Source organism: Alkalicella caledoniensis, assembly GCF_014467015.1.
Taxonomy (GTDB): Bacteria; Bacillota; Proteinivoracia; order Proteinivoracales; family Proteinivoracaceae; genus Alkalicella; species Alkalicella caledoniensis.
In genome coordinates this window covers 2,392,889-2,418,753 of the sequence record NZ_CP058559.1, presented here as the reverse complement: position 1 = coordinate 2,418,753, position 25,865 = coordinate 2,392,889, and the positions used below count along the sequence as shown (strand labels likewise).

General features: G+C 34.8%; 28 protein-coding genes and 1 pseudogene. 2 read left to right on the top strand and 27 right to left on the bottom strand.

All coding sequences use genetic code 11. From position 1 onward, the window contains the following. Window positions 1-115: 115 nt before the first annotated feature. The 9 genes from HYG86_RS11955 to HYG86_RS11915 all read right to left on the bottom strand — a co-directional run bounded on the left by HYG86_RS11955 (window position 116) and on the right by HYG86_RS11915 (window position 8,717). Window positions 116-475 (bottom strand): hypothetical protein, encoded by a 360-nt coding sequence (locus HYG86_RS11955; RefSeq protein WP_213165792.1) that lies wholly within the window; start codon window positions 473-475, stop codon window positions 116-118. Window positions 476-512: 37 nt separating this feature from the next. Then, window positions 513-983 (bottom strand): hypothetical protein, encoded by a 471-nt coding sequence (locus tag HYG86_RS11950; RefSeq protein WP_213165791.1) that lies wholly within the window; start codon window positions 981-983, stop codon window positions 513-515. Window positions 984-1,176: 193 nt separating this feature from the next. Continuing rightward, window positions 1,177-2,610, bottom strand: a complete 1,434-nt coding sequence (locus tag HYG86_RS11945; RefSeq protein ID WP_213165790.1) for a flotillin family protein — start codon at window positions 2,608-2,610, stop codon at window positions 1,177-1,179. Then, complete coding sequence (locus HYG86_RS11940; protein ID WP_213165789.1) at window positions 2,610-3,209, bottom strand: hypothetical protein; 600 nt, start codon at window positions 3,207-3,209, stop codon at window positions 2,610-2,612. The genes HYG86_RS11945 and HYG86_RS11940 overlap by 1 nt, the downstream gene beginning before the upstream one ends. Before the next feature lie 214 nt (window positions 3,210-3,423). Further along, window positions 3,424-3,807 carry a VOC family protein gene (locus tag HYG86_RS11935; RefSeq protein ID WP_213165788.1) on the bottom strand — a complete coding sequence of 128 codons (384 nt, stop codon included), beginning with the start codon at window positions 3,805-3,807 and terminating at the stop codon, window positions 3,424-3,426. Window positions 3,808-3,916: 109 nt separating this feature from the next. After that, the gene (locus HYG86_RS11930) at window positions 3,917-4,537 is read right to left on the bottom strand and encodes a phosphatase PAP2 family protein (protein WP_213165787.1); all 621 of its coding nucleotides are present in this window, start codon (window positions 4,535-4,537) and stop codon (window positions 3,917-3,919) included. A 96-nt stretch (window positions 4,538-4,633) separates the two neighbouring features. Then, the gene (locus tag HYG86_RS11925; protein ID WP_213165786.1) at window positions 4,634-5,788 is read right to left on the bottom strand and encodes a dicarboxylate/amino acid:cation symporter; all 1,155 of its coding nucleotides are present in this window, start codon (window positions 5,786-5,788) and stop codon (window positions 4,634-4,636) included. A 144-nt stretch (window positions 5,789-5,932) separates the two neighbouring features. Next, window positions 5,933-8,164: a HelD family protein gene (locus HYG86_RS11920; RefSeq protein ID WP_213165785.1), complete on the bottom strand. Its 2,232-nt coding sequence runs from the start codon at window positions 8,162-8,164 to the stop codon at window positions 5,933-5,935. A 295-nt stretch (window positions 8,165-8,459) separates the two neighbouring features. Continuing rightward, window positions 8,460-8,717 (bottom strand): DUF1294 domain-containing protein, encoded by a 258-nt coding sequence (locus HYG86_RS11915; protein WP_213165784.1) that lies wholly within the window; start codon window positions 8,715-8,717, stop codon window positions 8,460-8,462. 177 nt (window positions 8,718-8,894) lie between these two features. On the opposite strand from HYG86_RS11915, the gene HYG86_RS11910 reads away from it, so the two are divergent. Beyond that, window positions 8,895-9,740 (top strand): methyl-accepting chemotaxis protein, encoded by an 846-nt coding sequence (locus HYG86_RS11910; RefSeq protein ID WP_246451966.1) that lies wholly within the window; start codon window positions 8,895-8,897, stop codon window positions 9,738-9,740. An 89-nt stretch (window positions 9,741-9,829) separates the two neighbouring features. Here HYG86_RS11910 and HYG86_RS11905 read toward each other — a convergent pair whose 3' ends face one another. From HYG86_RS11905 to HYG86_RS11855, 12 genes are all read right to left on the bottom strand, one after another. Next, a complete protein-coding gene (locus HYG86_RS11905) occupies window positions 9,830-10,618 on the bottom strand; it encodes a DnaJ domain-containing protein (protein ID WP_213165782.1) in 789 nt (262 codons plus the stop codon). A 46-nt stretch (window positions 10,619-10,664) separates the two neighbouring features. After that, window positions 10,665-11,057, bottom strand: a complete 393-nt coding sequence (locus tag HYG86_RS11900; protein WP_213165781.1) for a hypothetical protein — start codon at window positions 11,055-11,057, stop codon at window positions 10,665-10,667. A gap of 278 nt (window positions 11,058-11,335) precedes the next feature. Beyond that, window positions 11,336-11,470: a hypothetical protein gene (locus tag HYG86_RS18295; protein ID WP_281391276.1), complete on the bottom strand. Its 135-nt coding sequence runs from the start codon at window positions 11,468-11,470 to the stop codon at window positions 11,336-11,338. Further along, entirely contained in the window at window positions 11,451-11,510 is a 60-nt protein-coding gene (locus tag HYG86_RS18205) for a hypothetical protein (protein ID WP_246451965.1), read from the bottom strand. The genes HYG86_RS18295 and HYG86_RS18205 overlap by 20 nt, the downstream gene beginning before the upstream one ends. A 155-nt stretch (window positions 11,511-11,665) precedes the next feature. Continuing rightward, window positions 11,666-12,793: an IS200/IS605 family element RNA-guided endonuclease TnpB gene (gene tnpB / locus HYG86_RS11890; RefSeq protein WP_213169252.1), complete on the bottom strand. Its 1,128-nt coding sequence runs from the start codon at window positions 12,791-12,793 to the stop codon at window positions 11,666-11,668. Window positions 12,794-12,811: 18 nt separating this feature from the next. Then, entirely contained in the window at window positions 12,812-13,213 is a 402-nt protein-coding gene (gene tnpA, locus HYG86_RS11885; RefSeq protein ID WP_213165780.1) for an IS200/IS605 family transposase, read from the bottom strand. Between the two features lie 353 nt (window positions 13,214-13,566). Further along, the gene (locus HYG86_RS11880; protein WP_246451762.1) at window positions 13,567-14,067 is read right to left on the bottom strand and encodes a dihydrofolate reductase; all 501 of its coding nucleotides are present in this window, start codon (window positions 14,065-14,067) and stop codon (window positions 13,567-13,569) included. A 185-nt stretch (window positions 14,068-14,252) separates the two neighbouring features. Then, window positions 14,253-15,686: a 6-phospho-beta-glucosidase gene (locus HYG86_RS11875; RefSeq protein ID WP_213165779.1), complete on the bottom strand. Its 1,434-nt coding sequence runs from the start codon at window positions 15,684-15,686 to the stop codon at window positions 14,253-14,255. A gap of 387 nt (window positions 15,687-16,073) precedes the next feature. Beyond that, window positions 16,074-17,087, bottom strand: a complete 1,014-nt coding sequence (locus HYG86_RS11870; RefSeq protein WP_213165778.1) for an aldo/keto reductase — start codon at window positions 17,085-17,087, stop codon at window positions 16,074-16,076. A 33-nt stretch (window positions 17,088-17,120) separates the two neighbouring features. Next, window positions 17,121-17,507: a MerR family transcriptional regulator gene (locus tag HYG86_RS11865; RefSeq protein ID WP_213165777.1), complete on the bottom strand. Its 387-nt coding sequence runs from the start codon at window positions 17,505-17,507 to the stop codon at window positions 17,121-17,123. 104 nt (window positions 17,508-17,611) lie between these two features. Further along, complete coding sequence (locus tag HYG86_RS11860; protein ID WP_213165776.1) at window positions 17,612-18,724, bottom strand: aldo/keto reductase; 1,113 nt, start codon at window positions 18,722-18,724, stop codon at window positions 17,612-17,614. Window positions 18,725-18,906: 182 nt separating this feature from the next. After that, the gene (locus tag HYG86_RS11855) at window positions 18,907-20,172 is read right to left on the bottom strand and encodes an MFS transporter (protein ID WP_213165775.1); all 1,266 of its coding nucleotides are present in this window, start codon (window positions 20,170-20,172) and stop codon (window positions 18,907-18,909) included. 279 nt (window positions 20,173-20,451) lie between these two features. Here HYG86_RS11855 and HYG86_RS11850 point away from each other — a divergent pair, with 279 nt between their 5' ends. After that, window positions 20,452-21,015 (top strand): TetR/AcrR family transcriptional regulator, encoded by a 564-nt coding sequence (locus HYG86_RS11850; RefSeq protein WP_213165774.1) that lies wholly within the window; start codon window positions 20,452-20,454, stop codon window positions 21,013-21,015. Between the two features lie 108 nt (window positions 21,016-21,123). Here the strand turns inward: HYG86_RS11850 and HYG86_RS11845 are convergent, their stop codons facing one another. The 6 genes and pseudogenes from HYG86_RS11845 to HYG86_RS11820 all read right to left on the bottom strand — a co-directional run bounded on the left by HYG86_RS11845 (window position 21,124) and on the right by HYG86_RS11820 (window position 25,863). Continuing rightward, window positions 21,124-21,663 (bottom strand): flavodoxin family protein, encoded by a 540-nt coding sequence (locus tag HYG86_RS11845; protein WP_213165773.1) that lies wholly within the window; start codon window positions 21,661-21,663, stop codon window positions 21,124-21,126. A 46-nt stretch (window positions 21,664-21,709) separates the two neighbouring features. Continuing rightward, a pseudogene (locus HYG86_RS11840) lies at window positions 21,710-21,910 on the bottom strand (HAD hydrolase family protein); the annotation flags it as partial. Window positions 21,911-22,142: 232 nt separating this feature from the next. Next, the gene (locus HYG86_RS11835) at window positions 22,143-23,090 is read right to left on the bottom strand and encodes an AEC family transporter (protein ID WP_213165771.1); all 948 of its coding nucleotides are present in this window, start codon (window positions 23,088-23,090) and stop codon (window positions 22,143-22,145) included. Between the two features lie 173 nt (window positions 23,091-23,263). Next, on the bottom strand, window positions 23,264-24,229 hold the full coding sequence (locus tag HYG86_RS11830; protein WP_213165770.1) for an aldo/keto reductase: 966 nt from the start codon (window positions 24,227-24,229) through the stop codon (window positions 23,264-23,266). A gap of 36 nt (window positions 24,230-24,265) precedes the next feature. Beyond that, on the bottom strand, window positions 24,266-24,898 hold the full coding sequence (locus HYG86_RS11825; RefSeq protein WP_213165769.1) for a flavodoxin family protein: 633 nt from the start codon (window positions 24,896-24,898) through the stop codon (window positions 24,266-24,268). A 119-nt stretch (window positions 24,899-25,017) separates the two neighbouring features. Then, window positions 25,018-25,863 carry an aldo/keto reductase gene (locus tag HYG86_RS11820; protein ID WP_213165768.1) on the bottom strand — a complete coding sequence of 282 codons (846 nt, stop codon included), beginning with the start codon at window positions 25,861-25,863 and terminating at the stop codon, window positions 25,018-25,020. Window positions 25,864-25,865: the final 2 nt, after the last annotated feature.

The following is a 25,865-nucleotide window of genomic DNA, read 5'->3' as shown; positions in this document are numbered from 1 at the left end:
CCCTGGTTTGGCAAATATTTTCTACACATGGTAAAAAAGAAAAAGCTACTTAAGGACTTTGCCTTAATTAGCTTTTTTTCCCACTTATTTTTTATACACTTTACTTTAATTAATACTAGCTATCTTTACCTCTTACTGCTGTATTTACCTCTCCCATTCGCCGGATTAAATAGGTCATATTCAAAGGCTCAATACACTCATCTAATTGACATTGCTTTTCTTCAGACAAAAAAGGCCTTAGCGCAAGAAGTAAATTTATGGACGGTTCATTGTGATTTATATTCCTAGCTTCTATCTTTACTTGATCATTGTCATCCTTCTCTTTTTTCATAAGATCTGATACTAAATCACCAATTTTTTCACTTTGCTCTGACCCTCCCAGTAACTTACTCATTTTGCTAATCTTTTCTTTCATCTCCTCGTTGCCATCAAACATAGCCATAAGCTTGTTTAAGTCTAAGTTATTCTTAGACATAAAAACACCTCCTTTTTTTTAAAGAATCCCTTTTACTTTAGCTTACTAAGAGAATTAGTAAGGTTCCTATTAATGCTAAGTCTTTCTTAGGGCTCTTTAATACAGTTAACAACACTAATAATAGTAGCAACTGTTCGTTGCTATTTCTTTTGTGGCTCAGATCTTTAGTCTTTAGTTCCTCTTGAAAAAATGTTCCTTCTTCTATTTCTTCTATTTTCTCTATTTTTTCTATTTTTTCAATCTTCTCTTTTTCTAAATAAGACTGTTCTTGATTGTTAACAATATTTACTTCATTTTCATCTATAATCTCAGTATCATATATTTCTTTTGTTTCAACCTTTTCATCCACTTCATTGATAATATTTGTATCAGTTTTTAGCTTATGATTAAGTTTTGAAAGTATCTGTTCCTTTACAGCTTTATTTTCTATCTTGCGAGATTGATTCACGGGCTTTTGTGGCTCTTCTTTCTTTTGATCATTTGGGCGGAATATAAAAGTACTGCTCATTGTCTTCCCTCCTTTACCATGCTATCTTAGTTTACCTATTCAATGTATACTATGAATTTCACTTGTTTGTGTTACATTGCCTGTATATACACTAGCAATATCTTAAAGTGTTCTAAAAAAAGAAAACCTTACATGTTTAGTTTCCCAACTAACATGTAAGGTTTTTTTATAGAATTATGCTCATAAACAAAATTTACTCTTCGTTATTCTCTACCATTTCCTGTGATTTAGATTCTTTTTTGGCAGTATCATCTTCTTTGCTTTGCAAAAGATACTTAGGTAAGTCTAAACCGGCACTATTAAAGACATCTTGTAATGGTGGCAGGGATTGCATCATTCCTGATAGGAAGTTTGCAGTAGCTGGTTTTCCGTCTTTTCCACCACCCATGCTGTCCCATACAGTAACTTTATCGATATTGATACCTTTAATAGCTTCAACTTGTATCTTAACTAGCTCTGGCAACCTATCGGCGATCATCATCATTACAGCTTTTTCAGGAATACCTCCCGCTGCTTCTACTAGTCTTTGGAAACCTTCAGCTTGTTTTTCAAGCATCTCTTTAGTACCCCTAGCTTGAGCGTCCATTTTAGCAAATATAGCATCTGCTTCACCACGGGCAATCCTTCTAAACTCTTCAGCTTGGGCTTCTGCCTCAATTTCCAGCTTTTTCTTTTCAACTTCTGCATGAACAAGTACATCAGCTTCTTTAGTTGCTTTTTCTCTTCTAGCCCTTGATATTTCAGCTTCTTCCTCTGCTAAATATGCTTCTTCTAATGCCTTGGCAGATTGAACCTTTTCCGCAGCACTTGCTCTTCTTTCTGCCTCAGCGGCTTTCTCTCTTTTCTCTGCTTCAGAGTTAGCTACAGTGATCCTAGATCTATTCTCACCCTCAACAGCAGTGGCGTCAGCTTCAGCAACCTGTACCCTTTGATCTCTTCTAGCCTTAGCTTCACCAATGGCTCCATCTCTATCCTTTTCTGCAACACTCTTTTTAGCATCGTTGACTGCTTTTGCAGCAGCTTCTTTACCCAATGCTTCTATGTAGCCTGATTCGTCGTTGATATCTGTAACGTTAACGTTAATCAGACGCAAACCAATTTTTTTAAGTTCTGTTTCCACATTGCTTGAAACAGCTTCTAGAAACTTATCCCTGTCTGTGTTAATTTCTTCAATGTCCATTGTTGCAATTACAAGTCTTAACTGTCCAAAGATAATATCCTTTGATAGTTCTTGTATTTCTGTAAGCCCAAGGCCTAATAACCTTTCGGCAGCGTTTTGCATAACACCAGGTTCAGTGGAAATACCTACTGTAAACCTCGATGGTACATCTACCCTGATGTTTTGCTTACTTAAGGCTTTTTGAAGATTAACCTCTATGGATAAAGGTGTAAGATCTAGAAACTCATAGTGCTGGATAACTGGCCATATAAAGGCCGCCCCTCCATGGATACACTTAGAAGATCTATTTTCATCCCCCACTTTTCCAACCTTACCATAAACCACTAAAATTTTGTCTGATGGACACTTTTTATATCTACTAAAAAGCGCTGTAATAGTTCCAAATATAACTATTACAATTACAGTTATCAGAATAACTGCATATCCTGAACCTGAATCAAAACCCATTAAAATTCCCCCTTATTTGTTTTTTCTACTAATAAAATACTGTTGTTGACCACAGCCTTAACTGTAATCATGGCTCCCCTTGGAATCTTTCTGCCTTCATCTGTCATGGCCTCAAGCTCCCTAAAGGATCCTTGGAATGTAATATTCACTTTCCCTACTCCACTTCTGTTAGCAGGAATGGGAAGATAAACTTCTCCTGTGGCTCCTACAGCACGTTGAATATCCATGGTGCCACTATATGCTAGCTTAATAATGAAATAAAAAAGCGCTGACACAACTAGTAGCATAATGATACCAAGTATAGTAGATATCAATGCTGTAATTACTTGCCCAAAACCTAAGCTAGAAAATGTTATTCCTGACCAGCCAAATACTGCGAAAAAAGTAACTAAATTTCTGACTGTTAGTATCCTAAACCCCGGCTCAATATCACCATCGTCTCCGATATCCCCACCGTCATCTCCCCCATCTAAGTCACTATTACCGCCTAATCCTACAAAAGTAGATATAAGCTGTATAACTAACAGTACCGTAAATGGGATGGCTAAATACCAATATACCTTCTCAAATACTAAAACTTCAGTGAGCCATTCGATCACATCATCCCCCTCCTTTGCCCTTTTTTAAATACCCCATATGTTTGATAGAAACCAAAATGCAATCTTTAATTTCTACTCATTTACTTCTACAAATATGTGACAAAATCCTTTAGTTTTTTACAAAATTTCTTAATTTTTCAAAGAAACTCCCCTTATATTAGACAGTCATATTGTTTAACTGTGAAATATAAGGGGAGTATATCATAATGCTCTTTTATGCTACTATTTCTATTTGATTTCCATCGGGGTCTAGTACGCAACTTTCATAGTATCCGTCTCCTGTGGTCCTTGGTCCACTTAGGATTTTAAAACCATCTTGCTCTAATCGTTTGGTTAGGCTATCTACTCCTTCTTTACTCCCTGTGCTAAAGGCCAAGTGGATAAAACCTGAACTTATAAGATCTCTACTTAATTCTTTGACGTTAGGCCGGGTCATAATCTCAAGTCTACAGTCATTTTCAAAGGTCAAGAAATATGTTTTTAATCCGGTATTTTCATTGTGATACATCTGGTTGGGTTTCCCATTAAAGTACTTTTTATAAAAATCTTTCAGTCCCTCTAAATCATTGGTATATAAAGCTATGTGGTTTATTTTCAAGAAGATCCCTCCTAAATTATTTATACACTACCAAGTAACTATTCTATATATTTGGGTGAATATCCTCCTAGGTTACAAATCTAATCTAGCTAGGGAGATCCTTCTCCCCTCACTGAGAAATTTGATGTTTCGAACTAGCTTGTGTTGTTGTTAGACTATAGACACCGTAGCTAAGGCCAAGTCCAGTCACGACATCTAATATGCCATGCTGTTTGACAAACATGGTTGAGACAATAATTAACCACCCTATGCTTTTCATGTATATGCTATCTATTTTAGCTTCTTTTAATCCCAACATAGTTAACATGGTACCAAGTACATGGATGCTGGGAAGAGCGTTATATGGTTCATCTATATGATATATAAATCCAAGTATTTTAGAAAAAATATCCCCATGAACCAGTTCTGGTCGTGGCACTGTAGTCTGGAATAACAAGTAAGTAAGGTAGCATACTATAAGACCTACTGAGTAAGCTTTTACCACATGTATGTAAGTCTTACGATCTCGCAAAAACAAGAAAATCAAACAACATAGCACAAAGGGATAAAAAATTATATATGGCACAACAAAAACAGGTAACAATGGAATATAAGAATCGACCCAGATTAAAACATTTACCGCCGGTCGAGGAATTCTATTTAGAAAAAAATAAATCAACTTAAGACCAGGAATTGCAAACATGTAACCTAGTATAATTAAGTTTTCTTTACTAACGGGGATCTTTTTCATACTTTATCACCTCATACCCATATACTATTCAAAGAGCCCAACCAGTATTACTGCCAATTTAATAGGAAAAAAACTCCCTAGTCTGGGAGTTTTCACTTATACCTCTTTGCTTCTTGCAAACTTATTAACAACGAGGGCTATGGCGCCATCACCTATTACATTTGCAGCAGTTCCAAAACTATCTTGAGCAATATATAGTGCCATCATCAATGCTACTTGGCCATCGGTAAATCCAAGCATAGTCTCCAGCAATCCTACAGCAGCCATTATAGCTCCACCTGGTACACCTGGGGCCGCTACCATGGTTACTCCAAGCATTAAGATAAATGGAAATACTTGTGCAAAGTTCAGACTTAGACCTTCCAAAGCCATAACAGCTATGGCACATATGGTTAAGCTTATGGTGCTTCCTGCTAAATGTATTGTGGCACATAAAGGAACTGCAAATTCAGCTACTTCATCAGTGACTTTGTTGTTTTTTGTGCTTCTTACTGTTACTGGGATAGTAGCTGCTGATGACTGTGTACCTATTGCTGTGAAATAAGCAGGCAACATATTTTTAAGTGCCACAAAGGGGTTCACTTTAGTAATAGTGGAAGCAATCAAATACTGGAATACTATATACGCAATGTGTATTCCTATTACCAACACAAATACTCTACCAAATACCGCCAATGTCTCCGCTACTTCTCCTGAGTATGCCATTCTAGCGAAAATCCCCGCAATATGAACTGGTAACAGAGGAATTATTATTGTTTCGATAACCTTTTGAATAATTTGTTGGAATTCTTGCATGAAGTGAAGCATGGTATCACCTTTAATTGCTGCCATCCCTAGTCCTAGCATAAATGCAGTGACAAGTGCTGCCATTACCCCCATTATTGGTGGTATTAAAAGTTCAAAATACGGTGTTGCTGCCAATCCTTCTGCCACCGTTTCTCTTCCTTGGGTAATAATGCCTGGAAGAATTAAAGATGCGCTAAAAAAGGCCAGTGTCCCTGCTATCACTGTGGAAAGGTAGGCTATGCCAGCAGTCAAACCTAAGAGCTTACCTGCTTTACCTCCTAATTCTGCTATTCCTGGCGCAACAAATCCTATAATAAGTAATGGTATGATATAACCTAAGAAACTCCCAAAAATTCCACTAAATGTTACTAAAAGCCTTGTTAGTAATTCAATTCTAAATGTTCCAATGACTATACCTAAAACAATACCTATGAGGAGTTTGGGTAGTAAACCTAACTTTTTCATATAATTCTCCTTTCAATTCTCTTTAGATTTACAATCTAGTCTGATTTATAAATCTATCTACGTCTAGTAATAATTTTTGCGAATACAGAAAAAAAAATACCTTCCTTTTAGAATTAGGAAGGTTTTTTAAAAGGAGCAAGCATATTATATCAAAAATTTACTTATTTCGCCTGTATAGTACAATGATAGCTTATGCAAAGCTCGAGTACATGCTATATACAAAAGATTCTTATCATCATCTGCCTTAAAATTTTTATCATCCACACCATAAACCAGCACCGAATCAAATTCAAGACCCTTAGCCATATAGATAGGCACTATAATAATCCCATCAGTTGTATCAGAGGAATACTCGCTTATTAGTTGTACATCTATTTTATCTTTTATACTCTCATACAGTTTTGTTGCCTGTGTCATACTCTTGCATATGATTGCAATTGATCTATAGCCTTCACTTTGATTTTTTTTGACATCTTCTACTACTGTATTATCAAGTACAGATACCGATTCTTTATGCACTATGTTAGGCATTTCACCGTGCCTATCAAAGCTCTCTATATGGATATCACTGTCTACGAATCTTGAACTAAAGGTGTTGATTTCATGGGAACACCTAAAGCTTTTATTCATATATACGGTAGTAGATTTTTGTTTCTTTAAAATTGATTTCAAAAGCTCATAGCTAGAGATATCTGTTTGCTTTTCTATAGTCTGATTTACATCACCCACAACTGTATACTTTGCATCCTTAAACAATAGCTTTAATATTTCAAAATGTATTGGGTAATAGTCCTGGGCTTCATCTACAACTACCTGTTTTATATCCCTATGGGTTTTTAATCCAGTCATCTTTAATTTTAAGCATATAAACCCCATGGCATCCTCGTAGGATAATTCTTCCTCACCTAAATTTTTGTTAGTTTCATTAAGTATTTGCTCTATATCCTCAGGCAAGTTAAGTCCCCGTCCTAAGCGATAAAACAAATCCTTGTCTGCAAATAGTTTCTTATATAGAGGTAAATAATCTATCTTGGTAAACTTATCTATTGTTTTTCTTAAAGGTATACTCTCCTTTAAAGACAGTAACCTTGCAAAGGCTTTTTCATGGAATGGGTGGTCTGTGTGTTCATGTACAAACTTTTCTAGTTTTTTTAGTCTACCTTTCCTTAATTCCTGCAGTCTGTTTGTTATCTTAGTATTAATTTGTTCAAGTCTTTTTTCAATTGGAACTGATTTTTTCTCTTTCTTCAGTATGTCTGCCTTAAGTAGGTCTCTGGTTACCACACACTGGCCATTATAATGTATGTCCGTAAAATCTATCATTTTTCGTTCAAAATGCTGTATAAACCTGTCTAATATAGTAATGAACTCTTTAGACAATTTGAATTGAATACTTGCTTTTAGAAGCTCTTTTTTCTTGATATCATCAGTGGATATTATCTTTTCAAGTAGTGCCGTTCTGCTTTTTATATCAACAATGTTTCCACAAATAGTTGTAAATAGATCTTCAAATGTAAGAGTTGCAATGTTTTCTTCACCGAGCTCTGGCAATACATTAGATATATACTGACCGAACAGATAATTCGGTGAGATAAGTACAATATTATTTGATTTAAGTTTTTCTGTGAGTCCTTGATACATGAGGAATGCTACTCTATGTAAAGCCACAGAGGTCTTTCCGCTCCCTGCAACCCCTTGGACAATTACTAAGTCATTGTCTATGTCACGGATAATAATATCTTGTTCTCTCTGGATAGACTCAACTATTGTATTCATTTTCGATGATGTGTTGCCTGACAATGCTTTTTTTAATATATCGTCAATTACATTTACGCTAGAATCAAAAAAGTACTCTAACTTGCTATTTTTGATCTCATACTGCCGTTTCAGAGTAACTTCACCTTTTATAGTGCCCGAGGGTGAGTTGTAGCTAACATCTCCCAGCTCATAGCGGTAAAAGATACTGGATATGGGCACTCTCCAATCATAAACATAAATGTTATATGTCTTATCATCCATTAGATTAGCAAGACCTATATAAATACTTTCTTTCTCTAGGCCTTCTTCAGAAAAATCTACCCTTGCAAAATATGGAGAGTCCAAAAGCTTTTCATATTTTCTAATTCTTTTTGCTGTGGCCTCGTAATCATGGGTTTGTGTTTGTAAGGGACTCAACTGTTGAACCATTTCAACTATTTGTTCAAAATCCTGTGAAGAGTGTGGTGTGCTATCATACATATCTCTTCTAGCTGCAATTAGGTTCTCTCTTTTTATAGCAATATTATCTAATTCTTGTTCAAGTTTATTCTCAATAACTGCAAGGGTCTCATCTAAATAGTTACTTTCTATCTTTAGTTCTTTTTTATATTCAGCCAAAATATCACTCCTTACTTACTTACTTACAATATGATAACAACTTATTCATACCTTTAGTTTTACTTACACGTTAAACAGATTTATAGAAAAATAACCCTGTCTTAAAAAAGCTAGAAATGTTTCTTTAACACTTCTAGCTCTTACACTTATTTCTAGCTGAAATATCCGTACTTACATTGAGTTAATATTTCCAGCACCCTACCTACATAACGCCTGTCCCGATTTTTTTTTAGAAATTATAGTATATTTTACTATAATTTTAAGGGTTTAACAAGCACGGGAAAGGCAGTCAAAGCTAATATAGGTAAATCAGCAATAATTGAAAAAATATTATAATAGGAATTCCAAGTTTGAATTTTGCGTGTCTTGTTTTATGTTTAAACAATTTCATCCCTAGGTATAACCCTAAACTTCCTCCAATCAACGCAATAAATATCAGGGTATTTTCTTTTACCCTCCATTTATTTCTTATAGCCTTTTGTTTATCTATGTACATTAATACAAACCCCAGTGTATTAAACCCCATAAGATAGTAGTGCACATATTCTCCCATTGAGTAATAGCCCCCCTTTTTAAAACCTTTACTTTTATTTATGTTGCTAACTATATAATAACCTTTTATCACAAACTATTAAACATATAATATGCCCTAAGTAAAGGAATTTTATGTCCGACGTAGAATTATTAATACATATCAGTATTTAATAAAAAAGGGGGTTATACGTTGTATATGATTGATACTCAGTTCGCTCAAGGAATAGTTGAGTTAATTCATCAGGAAACAAACCAAAATGCACATATTTTTGGCGAAGGTGGTATGATTATCGCTACAACTCAGCCTGAAAGACTGGGGACAATTCACACTGGTGCAAAGGATATAGTATCTGGCAAAGTTGAACATATTGCCATAACCGAAGAAATGACTAAAACCATGAGCGGCACTCGGCCTGGATTTAGTGTAGGTATTCATTCTAATAGTGTTTGTATCGGCGCCATAGGAATTAGTGGCGATCCACATTTGATGAAACCAATTGCTATGATAGCAAGTCATGTCATAGTTTCAGAATATGAACGAAAAAAATTCATGGATAACATGAATAGTTTGGCTAATAGTATCAACAATAGTCTACAGGAATCCTCAGCAGCTTTAGAAGAAATTTCCCTTTCAGCTAAAAAACAAGAAGAAACAGTAGAAGGATTAAACGAGAATATATCAAATGCCAAGGATAATGTAATGAAGACAAATCATATCATTGAATTGATCCAAAGTATTTCTAAACAAACTAATATACTAGGTATAAATGCCTCCATAGAAGCAGCAAGATTAGGAAATGAAGGTAGAGGTTTTAATGTAGTGGCCAGTGAAGTTAGAAAACTAGCAGACGGTACTGCAACCTCAGTTAGCCAAATAGATGATATACTGAAAACCATTCAAAACATTATCTTAGATATCTCAGAGAACATAGAAGAACATACTATTTCGTCAAAGAATCAAACACAACTTGTGCAGTCATTATCTAGTGAGCTTGAGAACATTTCCATTTCTTTGGACAATTTTACTAAAAAGCTTGCATAAATTCTTATTAATACGAGACAATCCATGAAAAGAATAATGACGTATAAAATAAACCAGACTTCTTATGAAGTACTGGTTTATTTATGCTTTTATAAATAATTTTTGTACCTTTGTATATTTTCATCATTTAAGAACTGATTTGCATCAGTAATTTCCTGAAACATCTTTGTAGCATTTGGAGCTTTGCTCAAGTCTGGATGGAACTCTTTTGCCTTTCTCCTATATGCTAATTTAACTTGATCTTTATGGACGTTATATGGCACACCTAGTGTATCACAACTTTTTTCATATTTATTCTTAAAATCCACTGTAGAATTCATAAAGCCTTGCCCATAATTCCCCTGTCCCCCATAACTACCATAATTACCTTGACTTCCTTGCCCTTGGGAGTGTTGTTGCTGCCACTGTTGCTTAAATCTTTCTCCCCATTCCCTTTGCTGTTCATAATAGCGACGTTGCTCTTCTCTTATACGTTCTTGCTCTGCATTTTTATACGCCATCTTGTACTCACTGAAAGGTTTATACTGATATTTTTTCCCATCTATAAGGTGATTTGAAAGGTTAAATAAAAATTCAGTTATAATATATTTTTGATACTTCATGAAGGCTACAAACCTAGCCCCTAAGATAGGAAATAGTAGTAAAGTCAACACAAAAGCAAGTCCTATTGGGTCAGCTAGTATTCTAAGACCCCAGGTCGCAAAAAATATAAACAATAAGCAACCACCCATACTTAGTAAAGCAAAACAGCCTTTTGTAATGCTTTTTACAAATAACACTAAAGATTCTGTTCCTTGTATTAAAGTACCCATTATTGCAGATAATGCCTTAGTTATTGAATATAAGAGTTTACCTAATAACTTTCTAATTATATTCATCTCAGTAGTCTCTCCCTTAATGCGACGTTTTTAACATCTATGACATTTAAGTTTTCTTAGCAGCTTTTGTTTTGCATCTAGGACATGTAATCATTATTTTCCCCTTACCCTTTGGAACCCGTAGGGTGGTTTTACATGAATTACACTTAAAATATTTATGCGTTTTTGTGTCTTTTGCCCGTTTTTGATATTTTTTAAACTTAGAGTAAATTGGACTCATAAATATGGCAAATTTATAGTTCTCCATACTACGTTTTTGTACATCTTTAGAAAACATTCTGTAAACAGCAAAAAACAATGGCACATAACTTAAACTAATCATAAATGATATACCAGCTAGCAGACCTATTATTGTCAAAATTAATGATAATACAACTAAAAAAATAGAAAGCTGATCGCTTCCATATCTTCCTACCATAAACTTTTTTAACCAGTCCATCTAATCACTCCTAATATGTTACAAGTATTATATAGTGGTCATTAATAAATGCCTATTGAATAATTATATATTCTAAATGGCTATATCTCAAGCACATTTAATATTAGTTTGCAATAATTTTACACAAGTTAGCTATTATACTAATATACAAAGTCTCATATTTATTTTATAGAACATCAAACCCTAAAGTAAAGAACTAAGACCCTTTCAAACATAGTATTTATACAACAAAAGAATAGTAAAATGTTTGTTGAACATTCTACTATTCTTTGTATAATTTACTTTTTCTCAGCCTTCAAGCTAAGAATCATCGGTAATTTACCTTCTAATTCAGGAAAGTAACATAACCCATTTTCATCTGCTACACTACCACCCATTCCATAAAATCGTAGCTCAAGTCGCTTCCAATACAATTAAAAGCGTGGTTTTTCCAGCGCCATTTTTACCTAGCAACCCGTAGATTTTCCCTTTGTGAACCTCCCACGAATGAATTCGCAGGCTTCCAGTATCACTACTAGAATTTCCTGTTTCTCAGACCGACCTTACTGCATCGCATTCTCCACAGGCGTTAATTCGGATAGCTCCTACCCTACATGTTTTGTTTTTTGTTATGCTAACATTCGCAAGCCTTCTTGCAGTATATTCCTACTGGCATTTATATCTCTATTATGTTCATTTCCGCAATTATCACAAGTCCATTCTCTAACTGATAGACTCTTGGTTTTTGTGTTCTTAAATCCACAATGAGAGCATAGCTGACTAGATGGGAATAACCTGTCTATCTTGACGTAAGTTCTGCAATACCAGTTAGCTTTATATTCTAGTTGTCTAGTGAATTCTGACCATGACACATCTGATATTGCTTTAGCTAGTTTATGATTCCTTACCATTCCTCTTACATTTAAGTCTTCACTAACTATAACTTGGTTTTCGTTGATAATTTGCTTAGACAGTTTATGTAAGAAATCCCTCCTGGTATCTGATATCTTTTCGTGAAGCCTGGCCACCTTGATTCTCATCTTGTTTCTATTGTTACTAGTTTTTTGTTTCTTGGCTAATTGCCTTTGTAGTTTAGCCAGTTTTCTTTCATGTTTATGTAGGTTTTTTGGATTAGAAATTGTATTTCCATCACTGTCTATCAGAAAATTACTGATTCCTAAGTCTAACCCTATAGTCTTATCTACTTTCGGTAGTGGTAGATCTTTTGCTTCTGTATCCACAAGAATACTCACATAATATCTTCCGCTTGAGTTTTGAACTATGTTTGCAGACTTGATTTTTCCATCAAATTCTCTGTGAACTTTGGCTTCTATCCATTTAAGTTTAGGTAACTTAATTTTATTATCTGAGAAATCAATTTTTATGTTGTTATTTGTAAAATTAGTTGTGTAGCTTAATCTATTGCTATGTCTACTTTTAAATCTAGGAAATCCTGTCTTATCTTTTCCTTGTTTAACTCTTCTAAAGAAATGCTGATAAGCAGTATCCAGGTTGTAAATAGAATTGGTTAAGGCGAACTTATCTACTTCTTTAAGCCATATCAGTTCTTTTTTTAGTTCTCTGTTTAGATGGTTGTTACAATCTATTTTAGACAGAGATTCTTGTTTGTCTTCATACAGCTTTATTTTTTCGGCTAAGTAGTAGTTATACACAAATCTAGCACACCCAAAGGTTTTAGCTAGTTGCTCTTTTTGCTCTTTATTTGGATATATTCTATACTTGTATGCCTTTAACACCATGGTTCGCCTCCCTTTCTATTTAGTCTTTTGGCCTCTTATATATTCCCTTATTTGCTCCTGTGTATTTTCTGATACAGTGGCTACAAAGTAGCTAGGATTCCACAAATGCCCACCCCAGAGCTGTTTCTTTATTTCTGGATGAGCTTTAAATAGTAACCTTGCACTTACTCCCTTTAATGCTTTGATTATATTGGGAATATAATGTTGAGGGCTACAATCTATAAGTAGATGAATATGGTCTAAATCAGTTTCTATTTCTTCTATCCTGAACTGATTGTCTTGTGCAATCTGTTTAATTATCTCTTTTAGAGTCTTTTCTACTTTTCCTTGTAGTATTTTGTGTCTATATTTAGTACACCAAACTATGTGATACTGGATAGTATAAACATACCCTCTTCCATAAATAACTTTTCCCATACGTCACATCCTTTAATTATATGTTAACATATGTATATGTATAATTCTTGTATTTGTAATAATATAGGATCTATTTTAAGCAACATATGTTGCCACTAACTCATGACGGAAGTCACGTGAATGCGTGGCAACTCATTCAAAAGTATAACTAGCTTCCTTCAATACTTCTTTTTCCCCATAACTCTTTACAATTTGTTGCACTACTAATTTCATTGTGGTAATTCCCCCAAACCAAAAATATTTTTACTGATAATATACTTCAACACAGGATAAATATATCCTCTAGTAATTGATTAATAAATAATTAAACTTTTAGGTTTGAAGCCTTCAATAGTATTCCAGGTTTTAATGTATTATCTTTGCTCATCCAATCTTTGATATACCTTAAAAATGTACTTATATGGATTTGTCTCGTTGGTAATACCATCCCTCTCTGATACTAACACCCATTTTTTTAGGGAAAACTCTGGAAAATAGGTATCCCCTACAAAATCCTCATCTATATAAGTTATATAGAGCTTGTTGGCAAGTGGTAGAAATTGCTCATATACTTTAGCACCACCTATAATGAAAATCTCTTGAGATTTCTTATCATAAATCCTCAGTAATTCTTCTACAGAGTTCAATATCTCACAACCAGGATAAGTGAAATCCCTATCCTTTGTTAGAACTATGTTCTTTCTTCCTTTTAAAGGTCCATTCATGGACAGGAGAGTTTTCCTACCGCAAACAACCACATGTCCCATGGTTGTATCTTTAAAGTATTTAAGGTCAGCAGGTAAGTTCCATGGCATTTTATTATCTTTGCCAATAACATTTCCCCTCCCCATAGCCACAATCATAGATATATTCAAGCTGTTCAACTCCTTAAAATTTAACACTTTTGCATATCAGATCCATTATAGCAGTTTTCATTCCACATTGATAATTATATTCTCCTTAGGGTCTATATAAGAACTGCCTGAAGTTACTCGTAAAAGAAAAAGGGTATTATATACGATTAAAATCGCACATAATCCCTTTGTATAAGATAATAATATTACTCTAAGTCCTCACCATTTGTTCCAATAACTTTCTTGTACCAGTTGAAACTCTTTTTCTTTGTTCTTTTTAAAGTTCCATTTCCTTCATTGTCTTTATCAACATAAATATATCCGTAACGTTTTTTCATTTCTCCTGTGGAAGCACTTACTAAGTCGATACATCCCCAGGAAGTGTATCCCATTAGTTCTACTCCATCTTCGTTAACAGCATCTTTCATTGCTTTAATATGCTCTCTTAAATAATCTATGCGGTAGTCGTCTTCTACATATCCATTTTCGTCAGGATTATCCACAGCTCCTAAACCGTTTTCAACGATGAATAAAGGCTTTTGATAACGGTCATATAGGGCATTCATCGTTATTCTTAATCCCAGTGGATCGATTTGCCATCCCCACTCACTTGCATCTAGGTATGGGTTTTTCAATGTGCCAAATACGTTTCCTGATGTTTGGGCATTTATTTCTGGATCTGCACTTGTTAGTCGTGAAGAATAATAACTAAAGGAAATAAAGTCAACGGTGTTGTTCTTTAATAGTTCCTCATCCCCAGGTGCCATCTCTAGCTTAATACCCTTTCTTTCGAATTCTTTTTTTGCATAGTTAGGGTACTCTCCACGGGATTGTACATCAATAAAAAAGTAGTTTTCTCTATCCTTTTCCATTGATCTCCATACATCCCTTGGTGCAGGGGTATTTGGATACGTATTACCAGCTGCTAACATACAACCTATCTTAAATTCAGGATTAATTTCTTTCGCTATTTGGGTGGCCCTTGCACTGGCAACTAGTTCGTGGTGTGCAGCCTGAAACTTAACAGCCTCTTGGTTCTCTCCTTCTTCGAAGACAATTCCTGCACCCATAAATGGCAAATGCATTAGTATGTTAATTTCATTAAATGTAAGCCAATACTTAACTTTATTCTTATATCTATTGAATATCACATAACATAGCCTCTCATAATACTCAACCATTTTGCGGCTCCTCCAAGAGCCTACTGTTTTTATGAGGTGAATGGGCACATCAAAGTGAGTAATTGTAACTAATGGCTCAATACCGTACTTTAAGCATTCATCAATAACAGCGTCGTAGAATTTTAAGCCTTCTTCATTTGGCTCTAATTCATCCCCTTTAGGGAATATACGTGACCATGCAAGGGAGAAACGGTAACATTTAAACCCCATGTCAGCAAATAAAGCTATATCTTCTTTATATGTATGATAAAAATCTATGGCTTCGTGACTAGGGTAATAATGCTCCTGGTCACACTCTAACATTTTCATTTTCCCTAGCATAACAGGAAAACGATCTTCCCCATGGGGAATCACATCAACATTTGCCAATCCCCTATTTCCCTCAAAAACTCCACCTTCGCATTGGTTAGCAGCAGTAGCCCCTCCCCACAAAAAACCTTCTGGAAATCCTTTGGTCATAATAATTCCTCCTTTTTTTTACAAGCTTAGACTCATTCAAATTATACTACTATCAGTCTAAAAATTAGTATATGTACATACAATCTGCCCTATCCCTTACTTTTTTTTGCTTCGGCAAGCTCTTTTTTGTGTGTTATACACATTTATATAAAGCAAATAGCATGCCAAAACAATAATCTACAAAATTATTGAATGCTAACCCCTCCCTTCTTTTAACTTATTGTCAGTATCCTAGTCAGTTAATATCTATTTCAGCATCTCCTACATCATGTCCTTTAGTAATTGATGCTTTCTTTTGACAATTTCTCTGTATTATTACTATATCCTCTATTTATAGTTATTTTTAAAAACAAAAATACTCCCCTGTGGGAGTATTTCAGCATAAGACTAGGTTTCCAAAAATGTTTTATAATCTTCATAGTTCCTCTTCAATAGATTCGGAGTATCAAGGGCATAGGGGCAGTTTTCCTTGCATTTTCCACATTCTATACAGTTCTCTATTTTTCTCATTTTAGCTTGCCCTGTTTCTGATAGGTGTCCCCCTGTTGGGGAACGGCGGAGAAGTAGAGACATCCTTGCACAATTGTTAATTTCTATATCCACTGGACATGGCATGCAGTATCCGCAACCTCGGCAGAATTCACCCTTAATTTCTTTCCTTTCACTTTCAATATACTCTTTAATTTCCTCATCCATTGCTGGGGGGTTCTCATTATAAGAAATGAATTCATCAAGTTCACTTTCCCTTTGAACACCCCAAATAGGTAATGTGTTTCCGAACTGAGCAAGGTATGCATAGGCAGCGTGGCTTTTTGTTATAAGCCCACCTGCCAATGCCTTCATACATATGAAACCTACGTTCTTTTCCTTGCATAGGTTTACTAAATCTTCTTCTTTTTTATCTGCTAGATAGCTAAGGGGAAATTGCAAGGTATCATATAATCCTGATTCAACAGCATCAATAGCCACTGATAGCCTATGATTTGTAATACCTATAAAACGAATTTTTCCTTGTTTTTTAGCTTCTAACATGGCTTCATAAAGTCCTGTACCGTCATTTGGTTTTGGACAAAAACTAGGGTTGTGAAATTGATAGATATCGATATAATCTGTTTTAAGCATTTTTAGGCTATTATCTAAATCACTCCAAAATTCTTCTACATTTTTACCCATTGTCTTAGTGGCAATAAATATTTCATCTCTGACATCACTTAAGGCAAGCCCTAGTTTATATTCACTATCAGAATATACTTTTGCAGTATCAAAAAAATTGATACCGTTATTATAAGCTTTCCTTAACAGCTTTACAGCTTCCTCATGGGAAACCCTTTGTATAGGAAGAGCACCAAATCCATTTCTATTGACAACCATACCAGTTCTCCCCAATGTAACATTCATCATAATAACGACACCTCTCTTTCATTTCAAAGCATCCTAATTTTGTGTTCTTCTTAGCAACTTTTCTTTCACCATTAACCCTTGTTCATATCTATCAATCTTGTTGTCAAGGCGTTCTACTGTGGCTTTTATTTCTTCCATCTTTTCTGCTAAAAGATTCCTTTGCTCTATTAAAAGTTCTTTTCTAGCTTCAATGGTGGAATCACCTTTCTGAAATAGGTCAAGATACTCATTTAGCACTTCGATCTGAAGGCCTGCTCCTCGCATACATTTTACAAATTCAACCCACCTGCAATCATCCTCACTATAATCCCTAATTCCACTTTCATTTCGATTAACACTGGGAATTAACCCTATGCGTTCATAATAACGGAGTGTATCTTGGGAAATATCGAACTTTTTACTTACCTCTGCAATTCTCATACTATTCACCTTTCTTTTTTTACTTAGAGTTGACTCAAACTTAAAGTTATTTTTGAGGAGTATGGAAACACCATACTCCTTTTATTTGATTTACCAACACCTCTTTACTCAAATGTTACTGCAACATCTTTTAAGTGGTCGATAATCTTAATCTGTTGTGGGCATGCCTCTTCGCATTGTTTACAGTCAATACATTCCGATGCCTTGCCATATTTTTGTGTATAGTTATTATAGTAAACTTTTTGTAGTGAAAAATACCCTGGAGGAAATTGCTTTTCCGTATTATATAATGCAAAATAATTCGGTATGGCAATATTCTTTGGGCACCCCTTAACACAGTAATCACATGCGGTACATGGCACTGTTATGGATTCATTTATAATATCTACTGCTTTTTTAACAATATCATACTCTTCCTTAACCAGTGGTGTGAAATCCTGCATGTAACCTGTATTATCAACTAAGTGATCCATATTAGACATACCACTAAGAACCATCATTACTCCCTCAAGGCTAGCTGCATAACGGATAGCCCAAGATGGGATAGACATATCATTATTATAACCTTTAAAAAGATTTTCTGCACTTTCAGGCACATTTGCCAATATACCACCCTTGATAGGTTCCATAACAATAACAGGTTTGTTGTGCTTTCTTGCAACTTCATAACATCTTCTAGACTGAATACTCTCATTGTCCCAATCGATATAATTAATTTGTAATTGAACGAAATCAACTTCTGGGTGAGCAGTTAATATCTCATCTAGCAAGTCAGCTCTATCGTGGAAGGAGAATCCAATATTTCTTATTTTTCCTTCTTCCTTCTTTCTTACTATGAACTCAAAACTATTTAGCCTTTCAGCGTTTTTATAGCTTATCTCACCTAAGTTATGGATTAGATAGTAGTCGAAATATTCTACCCCACACTTTTCCAATTGCTCATTAAATGTATTTTCCTGTTCCTCTTTTGATTTCAAACGTGCTACTGGTAATTTTGTAGCAAGGAAAAACTTATCTCGTGGATAGCGCTTTACCACTGTTTCCCTAATTGCTGATTCACTCATCTCTTTATGATAAGGATAAGCAGTATCAAAATAAGTAAACCCTCTTTCTATAAACTTGTCTACCATTTCTTTAACTGCTTCCAAATCAATACTTGCTGCATCATCTTTGTCCTTTACAGGTAAGCGCATAAAACCAAAACCTAGCTTTGTCATAATTAATCCCTCCTATTTAATATCTAAGTGTGAGAAGTACACTTAGAATATGGCCAGCTATTTGATATGGTACATGGGCTCTTAAGCTACTGCTTCCGTTTCTATCTTAACTATTCTCCATACATGCATCCCGCATTACCTAGTTTCACATATTCAATTGAACCAATTTCATTTTCTATTATTTAAGCAGCCTGCATACTTTGATTTTTTACAAGGTCTCGGTGTAGCACGAAATAATATGCCATTGCCGATAATGAAACAAAAAGGGCACAAGCAAGAAATACTGTAGTGAAACCAGCAATTTGCGAAACAACTCCCCATAAAAAGGAGCCTATTCCAAAACTTAGATCCAATGTGGCATAGTAAGTTGCATTAGCAGCACCTTTTCTTTCAGGAGGACTTAACTTTATAACTATTGTGTTCAGTATGGGCTGCACTGTCCCAAATCCGAGACCGTAAAAAATTGCTCCAAGCAAAACCATTGGAAGGGAATTTGCATAAGCAAGGGTTATAAATAACATAAACATCATTATAATAGCTGGAAAAAATATTCTTGAATATCCAAAGCGATCTGCAGCCTTCCCATTAATAAGCTTTGCAACGACCATTGATATAGAAAAGACAGTAAAAAATAATCCGATATTGTTAATTCCACGTTCCACGGCAAATAAAGGCATAAATGAAAAAACTGATGATATTGGTAATACTGCAAGTAATAAAACTATGCAAGGCCTAATAGAAGATTTCTCAATAAAACCTTTATTTTGTGATACATGAGTTGTAGCAGCAGTCTCACTGACAACAGCCATATCCTTATGATTATTGTCAGCAGTATTCTTAGTCTTTTTTTCGTAAGTGATAAAACTTGCAAAAATGATGCTGAATAAAGATATACCAAAAGCAACAATATAGGTTGCCTGGTAGCCATGGTTGATGTATAAGTAAAGCCCTAAATTTGGTCCAATGGCTGTAGCGAGGGTTTGGGAAATTCCAAAATACCCTACACCCTCGGATAATCTCTCTTTAGGTACTACATCAGACAAAATAGTGCCCAAGGCTGTTGAAAAGCCGCTTAATCCGATGCCTTGAAAAAACCTTAATGCAAGTAAAGAAAATATATTTGTTGCAGCTAGAAGTGATATTGTTGAAAAAGAAAACAAGCTTAGCCCTATGATTAACACAATTCGTCGACCTTTACTATCCAACATTTTTCCGAATATTGGTCTGCAAATAAGTGCAGATAGAGTCAGTATGCTGGTAAGTAGGCCTGCCGTAGTATTGTTGCCACCTATTGACAATGTAAATAAGGGAAGCACATTTACTAAAATAATATTTGGGATAAAAATAATCAAACTAACTATTAAGGTATTGATATAGTGTTTAGTCCATAAATTAGATTTACTGTTTTGCATTCCAAGCTCAGAATTTTGAATAATATTTGAATTCATACTCCACCTCTTATATTCAATTTTAATGTATTGCTTTCCATACAGAAAGGAACCTGTTGGCCGACTGTTTAGTCTACAAATGATCATTTCTAAAGATTCTATATGAAAAATATATATACTTTCAATATATTATTAGAGTAATTACTCTAATAATAATTATAATATCACCACTTTACCATGAATGCAAGATTTTTATTTAATTATTTTTGAGTTTGTTGACACACTGTTAATTTACATGATAGATTTATAGTAGAGTATACACTCTGAGGGAGGTATTATATGGACAGTAAGGATAAGATATTGAACGCAGCATTAAAACTTTTCATTAGAGAAGGTTTCCATGGCACATCCACAGCAAAAATAGCTAACGAAGCAGGTATATCTAATGGTACACTTTTTCACCATTTCAAAACTAAAGAAGATTTGATAAACAGATTATATATATCAGTAAAAGAAAACTATAAAAACTACCTTTTAGGGCAAATGGAGCCTTGCGAAACAACAAAAGGTAAAATTAAGCAGCTTTGGAATACATGTGTTAGATGGAATTTAGAAAATAAAGATGGTGCAACTTTCTTCGCAATGTTTGCTAATTCACCCTATATAGACAAACTCAGCAAAGAAGAAGCTTCTAGAAACTTTACCTTTATATCTGAGCTCTTTCAAGAGTCTATTGATGCAGAAGTCCTCATTAGTGTAAATCCCAACCTAATGATAAGTTCATTCCATGGGTCAGTTAAAGCCTTTGTCAGTTTTATAGCAAACAACCCTGAAAACCTAGATCTAGATGAACACATTGATATTGCTTTTAAGATGTGGTGGAGGTCTGTGGCAAATATATAATTTAAACATGTAAATATCCTGACATATAGACTATCAATTTCTAAAAAATAATTGATAGTCTTTTTTTATGACTTATATGAAGTATCTCCTTTCAAATATCTAGAGACATTAAACGTTTTTCCCCATTTCATAGGCCTCTTGCATTGCTTTGCTAGTTTTAATATCTCCAATACTCCATGCTCCTGTACCATAAACAATCCCTTTTTCTTTTACTCCAGAAAGTAATGAGCTAAACCCTCTAAATTCCTCTATTGTTCTCTGGACTGCTCCTTTACTACCCACTGCAGCGGTAACAATGAAGTACACTTCTTTATTTGTCATCTCTTTATATCCTGGATATGTTCTATCAATCAATGTCTTCATCTGTCCACACATAGTGTAAAAATACACTGGAGTTGCCATCACAATAACGTCTGCACTAATCATCTTAGCTATAACCTCTGGCACATCGTCGTTATGGATACAAACTCCTTTATTTTTTTTGCAGTAATCACATGCTAAACAAAAATTGATTTCCTTATCCCTTAAAACTATTTTTTCTGCTTGATTACCTCCATCATTAGCGCCAAGAACGAATTGATCACATAACAGATCAGAATTACCCCCATGCCTTGGACTAGAAGATATAACTAATATTCTTTTCTCCATTTTGCTTACCTCCATTTTTTTAAATAATTTGTTTTACATAGCCAGCTTATCTTTTAAAAATATCACAATGCATTTTGACTTCTTCTTCAGCGTTGCCCATTGCTATGGATAATCCAGCTACTTTAAACATTGGGATATCATTTCTTTCATCTCCAATGGCAACTGTATTATCTATTGATATATTGAAATGGCGAGCCATTGTTTTCAAGCCGTTCCCCTTATTTCCATCCATATGGGTGATTTCTAGGTTAAAGGTATAAGTTTCATTTCAATCCTCTCCTTTTGTAACAAACTGATATAAAGGGTGGTCTTTATATCACTACATATAATATTATAGTACTTGGAGTTTACTCCAAGGCAAGGGGTAATTCAAAAATACTGTGTATCATTAATTAAGATCAAAGGGCCATATGACAATGGACTGTCATATGGCCCTTTGAAAATCAATCATCGGATCTACCACTTAATCTACCTTGAGTCTATACAAACAGCAGTAAAACAAGGGACGACAACAAAATCCCTACAACAATTGCTATTGAGTTTACCAGTGCAGGAACTGAAGAATCATCTCCGAACTCTTTGGCAAACACTGTAGCTACACTTGGTATTGGTGATGCTAAGCATAATATTACTATTGATTTAGCTAACATAGGTATTGGCAATAGGAAATATACAGCCAAAGATAATACAATAAATCCAGTTAATCTAAACCCTAGTATTTTCCATACCCTTTCCATTTGTAACTTATCAAATTTGATTTCTAGCATAATACCAATCATTAGGAAAACTAGGAAAGTATTTGCGCTACCAATGGTACCTATAACTGTGATAAGTTGTGTGGGCAAACTAACCTTGAGTAATGCTAAGGTAATGATAAACAAATATGTTAAAAATGGTAAAGACTTTGACAAGGTAGCTGCTAATGCCTTAATACTAAATTTACTTCCATCATCTTTAGCAACATTTTTAGCCACGGAATAGGCACCACCCATCCAGCCCAGTACATTACCAATTTCAAACATCATAACGTAACTTAATGCAGTACCTGAGAAAAAACTTAGGGCAAATGGTATCGTCACATTCCCGATGTTAAAACCTGAACAACTGATCATGGATGAACCTTGCTCTACCTTTGAATTTTTTAAAAATAGCAGTCTACTTACCAATGCAAAGGTAACATTAGTTAAAAATCCTATTACCACAAGGACAATTGTAGTGCTGTTAAATAAAAAAGTTAAAGAACTTGATAATAACAAAGAAGGCAAAGTAATGTTCATGATAATCTTTGAAAGGAATCTGCTATCCTCTTTCTGAAAAAATCCTTTTTGCTTTAAAATGTTCCCCAAAGCGATAATAAATATAAAAGTAAATGATCTTATTAGTACGGCTTCCATTTCATATCCTCCTAGTTTTTTATAGATGTTCATATTTTATCTGATTGTTTTGGTTGTAGCATGCAGCCTAGTATATATAATACACTTTGGAGTTGACTCCAGGTCAAGAGTTTTATAGAGAGATTTTGATAAATATTTAGGAATATCTCACTTGTACAAGTGGCGCACATATAAAAGGACTGTTAGCTGGTAACAGTCCTTTGGTTTTAAAAATGTGTTTCGTCTATATCTATATTAGATATTTCTTCATTAATATTTGCCAATTCTCCCTCTGTTAACTCGATATCAGCAGCTCCTAAATTTTCTTCTAGTCGGTGTAGTTTAGTCGTACCAGGAATTGGAACAATATAAGGCTTTTGTGCTAATTCCCAAGCTAGAACGATCTGAGCTGAAGTTACATTTTTACTTTTAGCTATTTCGGCAACTAAATCTAATAATGCTTGATTGCGATCAATTACCTCAGGCTTAAATCTTCCCATGAAATTTCTGTAGTCTCCCTCTGGATATTTAGTATCTTTAGTGTATTTTCCACTTAAGAATCCATTTCCTAATGGACTATATGCAACAAAGCCAATTCCTAGCTCTTCACACACCTTAAACAACTCTTCTTCAGGCTCACGCCACATCATGGAATATTGGTTTTCAATTGCGGCAACAGGACAAACAGCATGGGCACGTCTCATATAGTCGATTGGTGCATTTGATAATCCCCAGTGTTTGATTTTTCCTTCGGACATCAATTCCTTCATGACTCCAGCAACAATCTCAGGTTCTACTTTAGGGTCAACACGATGTTGGTAATATAAATCGACACAATCTACTTTTAAACGTTTCAATGAACCTTCTAGTTGTTCTCTAATGGCATCAGGGCTACTATCTAGTATAAGTTCTGGGCGTCCTTGGTTTTCTTCTCTCCCAAGGATCCCAAATTTAGTGGCGATAACCACTTTTCCTTTATAAGCCTCTAGTGCATCACCTAGCAATTCTTCATTGGCATGACCGTAGATGAAAGCTGTATCAAAAAAATCACATCCCATTTCTACTGCCCTTTGTATCAAATTAATCATTTCTTTGCGGTCTGCAGCAGGACCATAAGCATGATCCATTCCCATACATCCTAATCCAATTGCAGAAACCTCAAGACCAGTATTTCCTAGTTTACGTCTTTTCATTTTTCTCCTCCTACCATAATCTTATGGAGCGCTACTTTACCTGATGAAATTCGTGAAAATATGTTCTTCCTTTTCTGGGAAAGCTATGCCGGCTTTTATGCCAGCTTCTTTGCACTTTAAGAAAAAGGCCATATTTCTTCCAAGGACCCTCATGGTTTGAAGCCCTTCAAAATCCTGTTTCACCTGCTCTGGCGTTGCCCCGTGGACCATATTCCAGTACTGTGTGGAAATAATCGGCATTTGCTTTAATCCAAAATACTTATTCATTTGATCATATGTTGCAGTCGTCCCAGCTCTTCTGGCAGATATGACACATGCTGCTGGTTTTAGATAAAAAGATTCTCTTCCTCCCCTTAAGTCTGCATAGAATACCCTATCTAAAAATGATGTCATAGAACCACTGGCTGCTGCAAAGTGTACCGGTGTCCCAAAGATAAATCCGTCATAATCTCCTGCTATATCAAGAAATTTGTTTACCTTATCATCAAATACACATTTTTTCTTTGTACCACATAGCCTACAAGCTGTACAGCCAGTTATTGCCTTTTTACCAATCCAAAATATTGTTGTATCTATTCCTTCTTTTTGTAAAGTTTCAGCAACCTCTGTTAAAGCTGTATAAGTACATCCCTTCTCATTCGGACTTCCATTAACCAACATAACTTTCATTTACAAACATCCCCTCCACATGCACATTTAAATTCCATTATTTAAAGCTAAGCTTAAGTAAGCAATATAAAATAAGAATTATTTATTAGATAATTCTTATCCTTATGCATTTTACTGATTTATCTTACTAAACTAGTTAAATACTCAACCATCTCTGGGTCATAGTGTGAGAAGAATAAACTTTTCCCTTTATCTAAAGCTGCTATGATACCCATATCTTCTTGTGTTAGTTCAAAATCAAATACATCAATATTCTCTATCATTCTTTCTTTGCGAACAGACTTTGGAATTACTACTACACCTCTTTGAATAAGGTATCTCAAAGCAACTTGGGCATTGGATTTATTGTATTTACCTCCAACTGCCTTTAATGTTTCATCACCGAACATATTATTTTTCCCTTCAGCAAAAGGTGCCCAGGCTTGGATCTGTACTCCATATTTCTTCATAATTTCGTGGGCTTTTCCTTGCTGGTGGAATGGATGTACTTCAACCTGATTGACTGCTGGAACAACATTGTTGTATTTGATGAGGTCAATTAATCTGTCTGGATAGAAGTTACTTACACCAATTGCCTTAAGTTTTTCTTCTTTGTATAGATCTTCCATTGCTCTATAAGTACCATAATAGTCATTAAAGGGTTGGTGGATTAGCAATAAATCAATATAATCCAGCTGAAGTTTGTTCAAAGATTCTTCTATAGACTTCTTTGCATTTTCATACCCAGCATTGGAAATCCATACTTTTGTAGTAATGAACAGTTCTTCACTTGGCACTCCACTTTTTTTTATAGCGTTTCCTACGGCTTCTTCATTGCCATAGCCCTGAGCTGTATCGATTAAGCGGTACCCAACCTCTATTGCATCTAGCACACATCTCTCGCATTCTTCATGATCTTTAATTTGAAATACTCCGAATCCCAAAATTGGCATTTTAACTCCATTGTTTAATTCTACGTACTTCATTC

Excerpts from the sequence above, each read along its gene's own strand:
- HYG86_RS11955 (WP_213165792.1), bottom strand. The coding sequence starts at position 475 with ATGTCTAAGAATAACTTAGACTTAAACAAGCTTATGGCTATGTTTGAT.
- HYG86_RS11950 (WP_213165791.1), bottom strand. The coding sequence starts at position 983 with ATGAGCAGTACTTTTATATTCCGCCCAAATGATCAAAAGAAAGAAGAG.
- HYG86_RS11945 (WP_213165790.1), bottom strand. The coding sequence starts at position 2,610 with ATGGGTTTTGATTCAGGTTCAGGATATGCAGTTATTCTGATAACTGTA.
- HYG86_RS11930 (WP_213165787.1), bottom strand. The coding sequence starts at position 4,537 with ATGAAAAAGATCCCCGTTAGTAAAGAAAACTTAATTATACTAGGTTAC.
- HYG86_RS11925 (WP_213165786.1), bottom strand. The coding sequence starts at position 5,788 with ATGAAAAAGTTAGGTTTACTACCCAAACTCCTCATAGGTATTGTTTTA.
- HYG86_RS11915 (WP_213165784.1), bottom strand. The coding sequence starts at position 8,717 with ATGGGAGAATATGTGCACTACTATCTTATGGGGTTTAATACACTGGGG.
- HYG86_RS11910 (WP_246451966.1), top strand. The coding sequence starts at position 8,895 with ATGATTGATACTCAGTTCGCTCAAGGAATAGTTGAGTTAATTCATCAG.
- HYG86_RS11905 (WP_213165782.1), bottom strand. The coding sequence starts at position 10,618 with ATGAATATAATTAGAAAGTTATTAGGTAAACTCTTATATTCAATAACT.
- HYG86_RS11900 (WP_213165781.1), bottom strand. The coding sequence starts at position 11,057 with ATGGACTGGTTAAAAAAGTTTATGGTAGGAAGATATGGAAGCGATCAG.
- tnpA (WP_213165780.1), bottom strand. The coding sequence starts at position 13,213 with ATGGGAAAAGTTATTTATGGAAGAGGGTATGTTTATACTATCCAGTAT.
- HYG86_RS11875 (WP_213165779.1), bottom strand. The coding sequence starts at position 15,686 with ATGACCAAAGGATTTCCAGAAGGTTTTTTGTGGGGAGGGGCTACTGCT.
- HYG86_RS11870 (WP_213165778.1), bottom strand. The coding sequence starts at position 17,087 with ATGATGAATGTTACATTGGGGAGAACTGGTATGGTTGTCAATAGAAAT.
- HYG86_RS11865 (WP_213165777.1), bottom strand. The coding sequence starts at position 17,507 with ATGAGAATTGCAGAGGTAAGTAAAAAGTTCGATATTTCCCAAGATACA.
- HYG86_RS11860 (WP_213165776.1), bottom strand. The coding sequence starts at position 18,724 with ATGACAAAGCTAGGTTTTGGTTTTATGCGCTTACCTGTAAAGGACAAA.
- HYG86_RS11855 (WP_213165775.1), bottom strand. The coding sequence starts at position 20,172 with ATGAATTCAAATATTATTCAAAATTCTGAGCTTGGAATGCAAAACAGT.
- HYG86_RS11850 (WP_213165774.1), top strand. The coding sequence starts at position 20,452 with ATGGACAGTAAGGATAAGATATTGAACGCAGCATTAAAACTTTTCATT.
- HYG86_RS11845 (WP_213165773.1), bottom strand. The coding sequence starts at position 21,663 with ATGGAGAAAAGAATATTAGTTATATCTTCTAGTCCAAGGCATGGGGGT.
- HYG86_RS11835 (WP_213165771.1), bottom strand. The coding sequence starts at position 23,090 with ATGAACATCTATAAAAAACTAGGAGGATATGAAATGGAAGCCGTACTA.
- HYG86_RS11830 (WP_213165770.1), bottom strand. The coding sequence starts at position 24,229 with ATGAAAAGACGTAAACTAGGAAATACTGGTCTTGAGGTTTCTGCAATT.
- HYG86_RS11825 (WP_213165769.1), bottom strand. The coding sequence starts at position 24,898 with ATGAAAGTTATGTTGGTTAATGGAAGTCCGAATGAGAAGGGATGTACT.
- HYG86_RS11820 (WP_213165768.1), bottom strand. The coding sequence starts at position 25,863 with ATGAAGTACGTAGAATTAAACAATGGAGTTAAAATGCCAATTTTGGGA.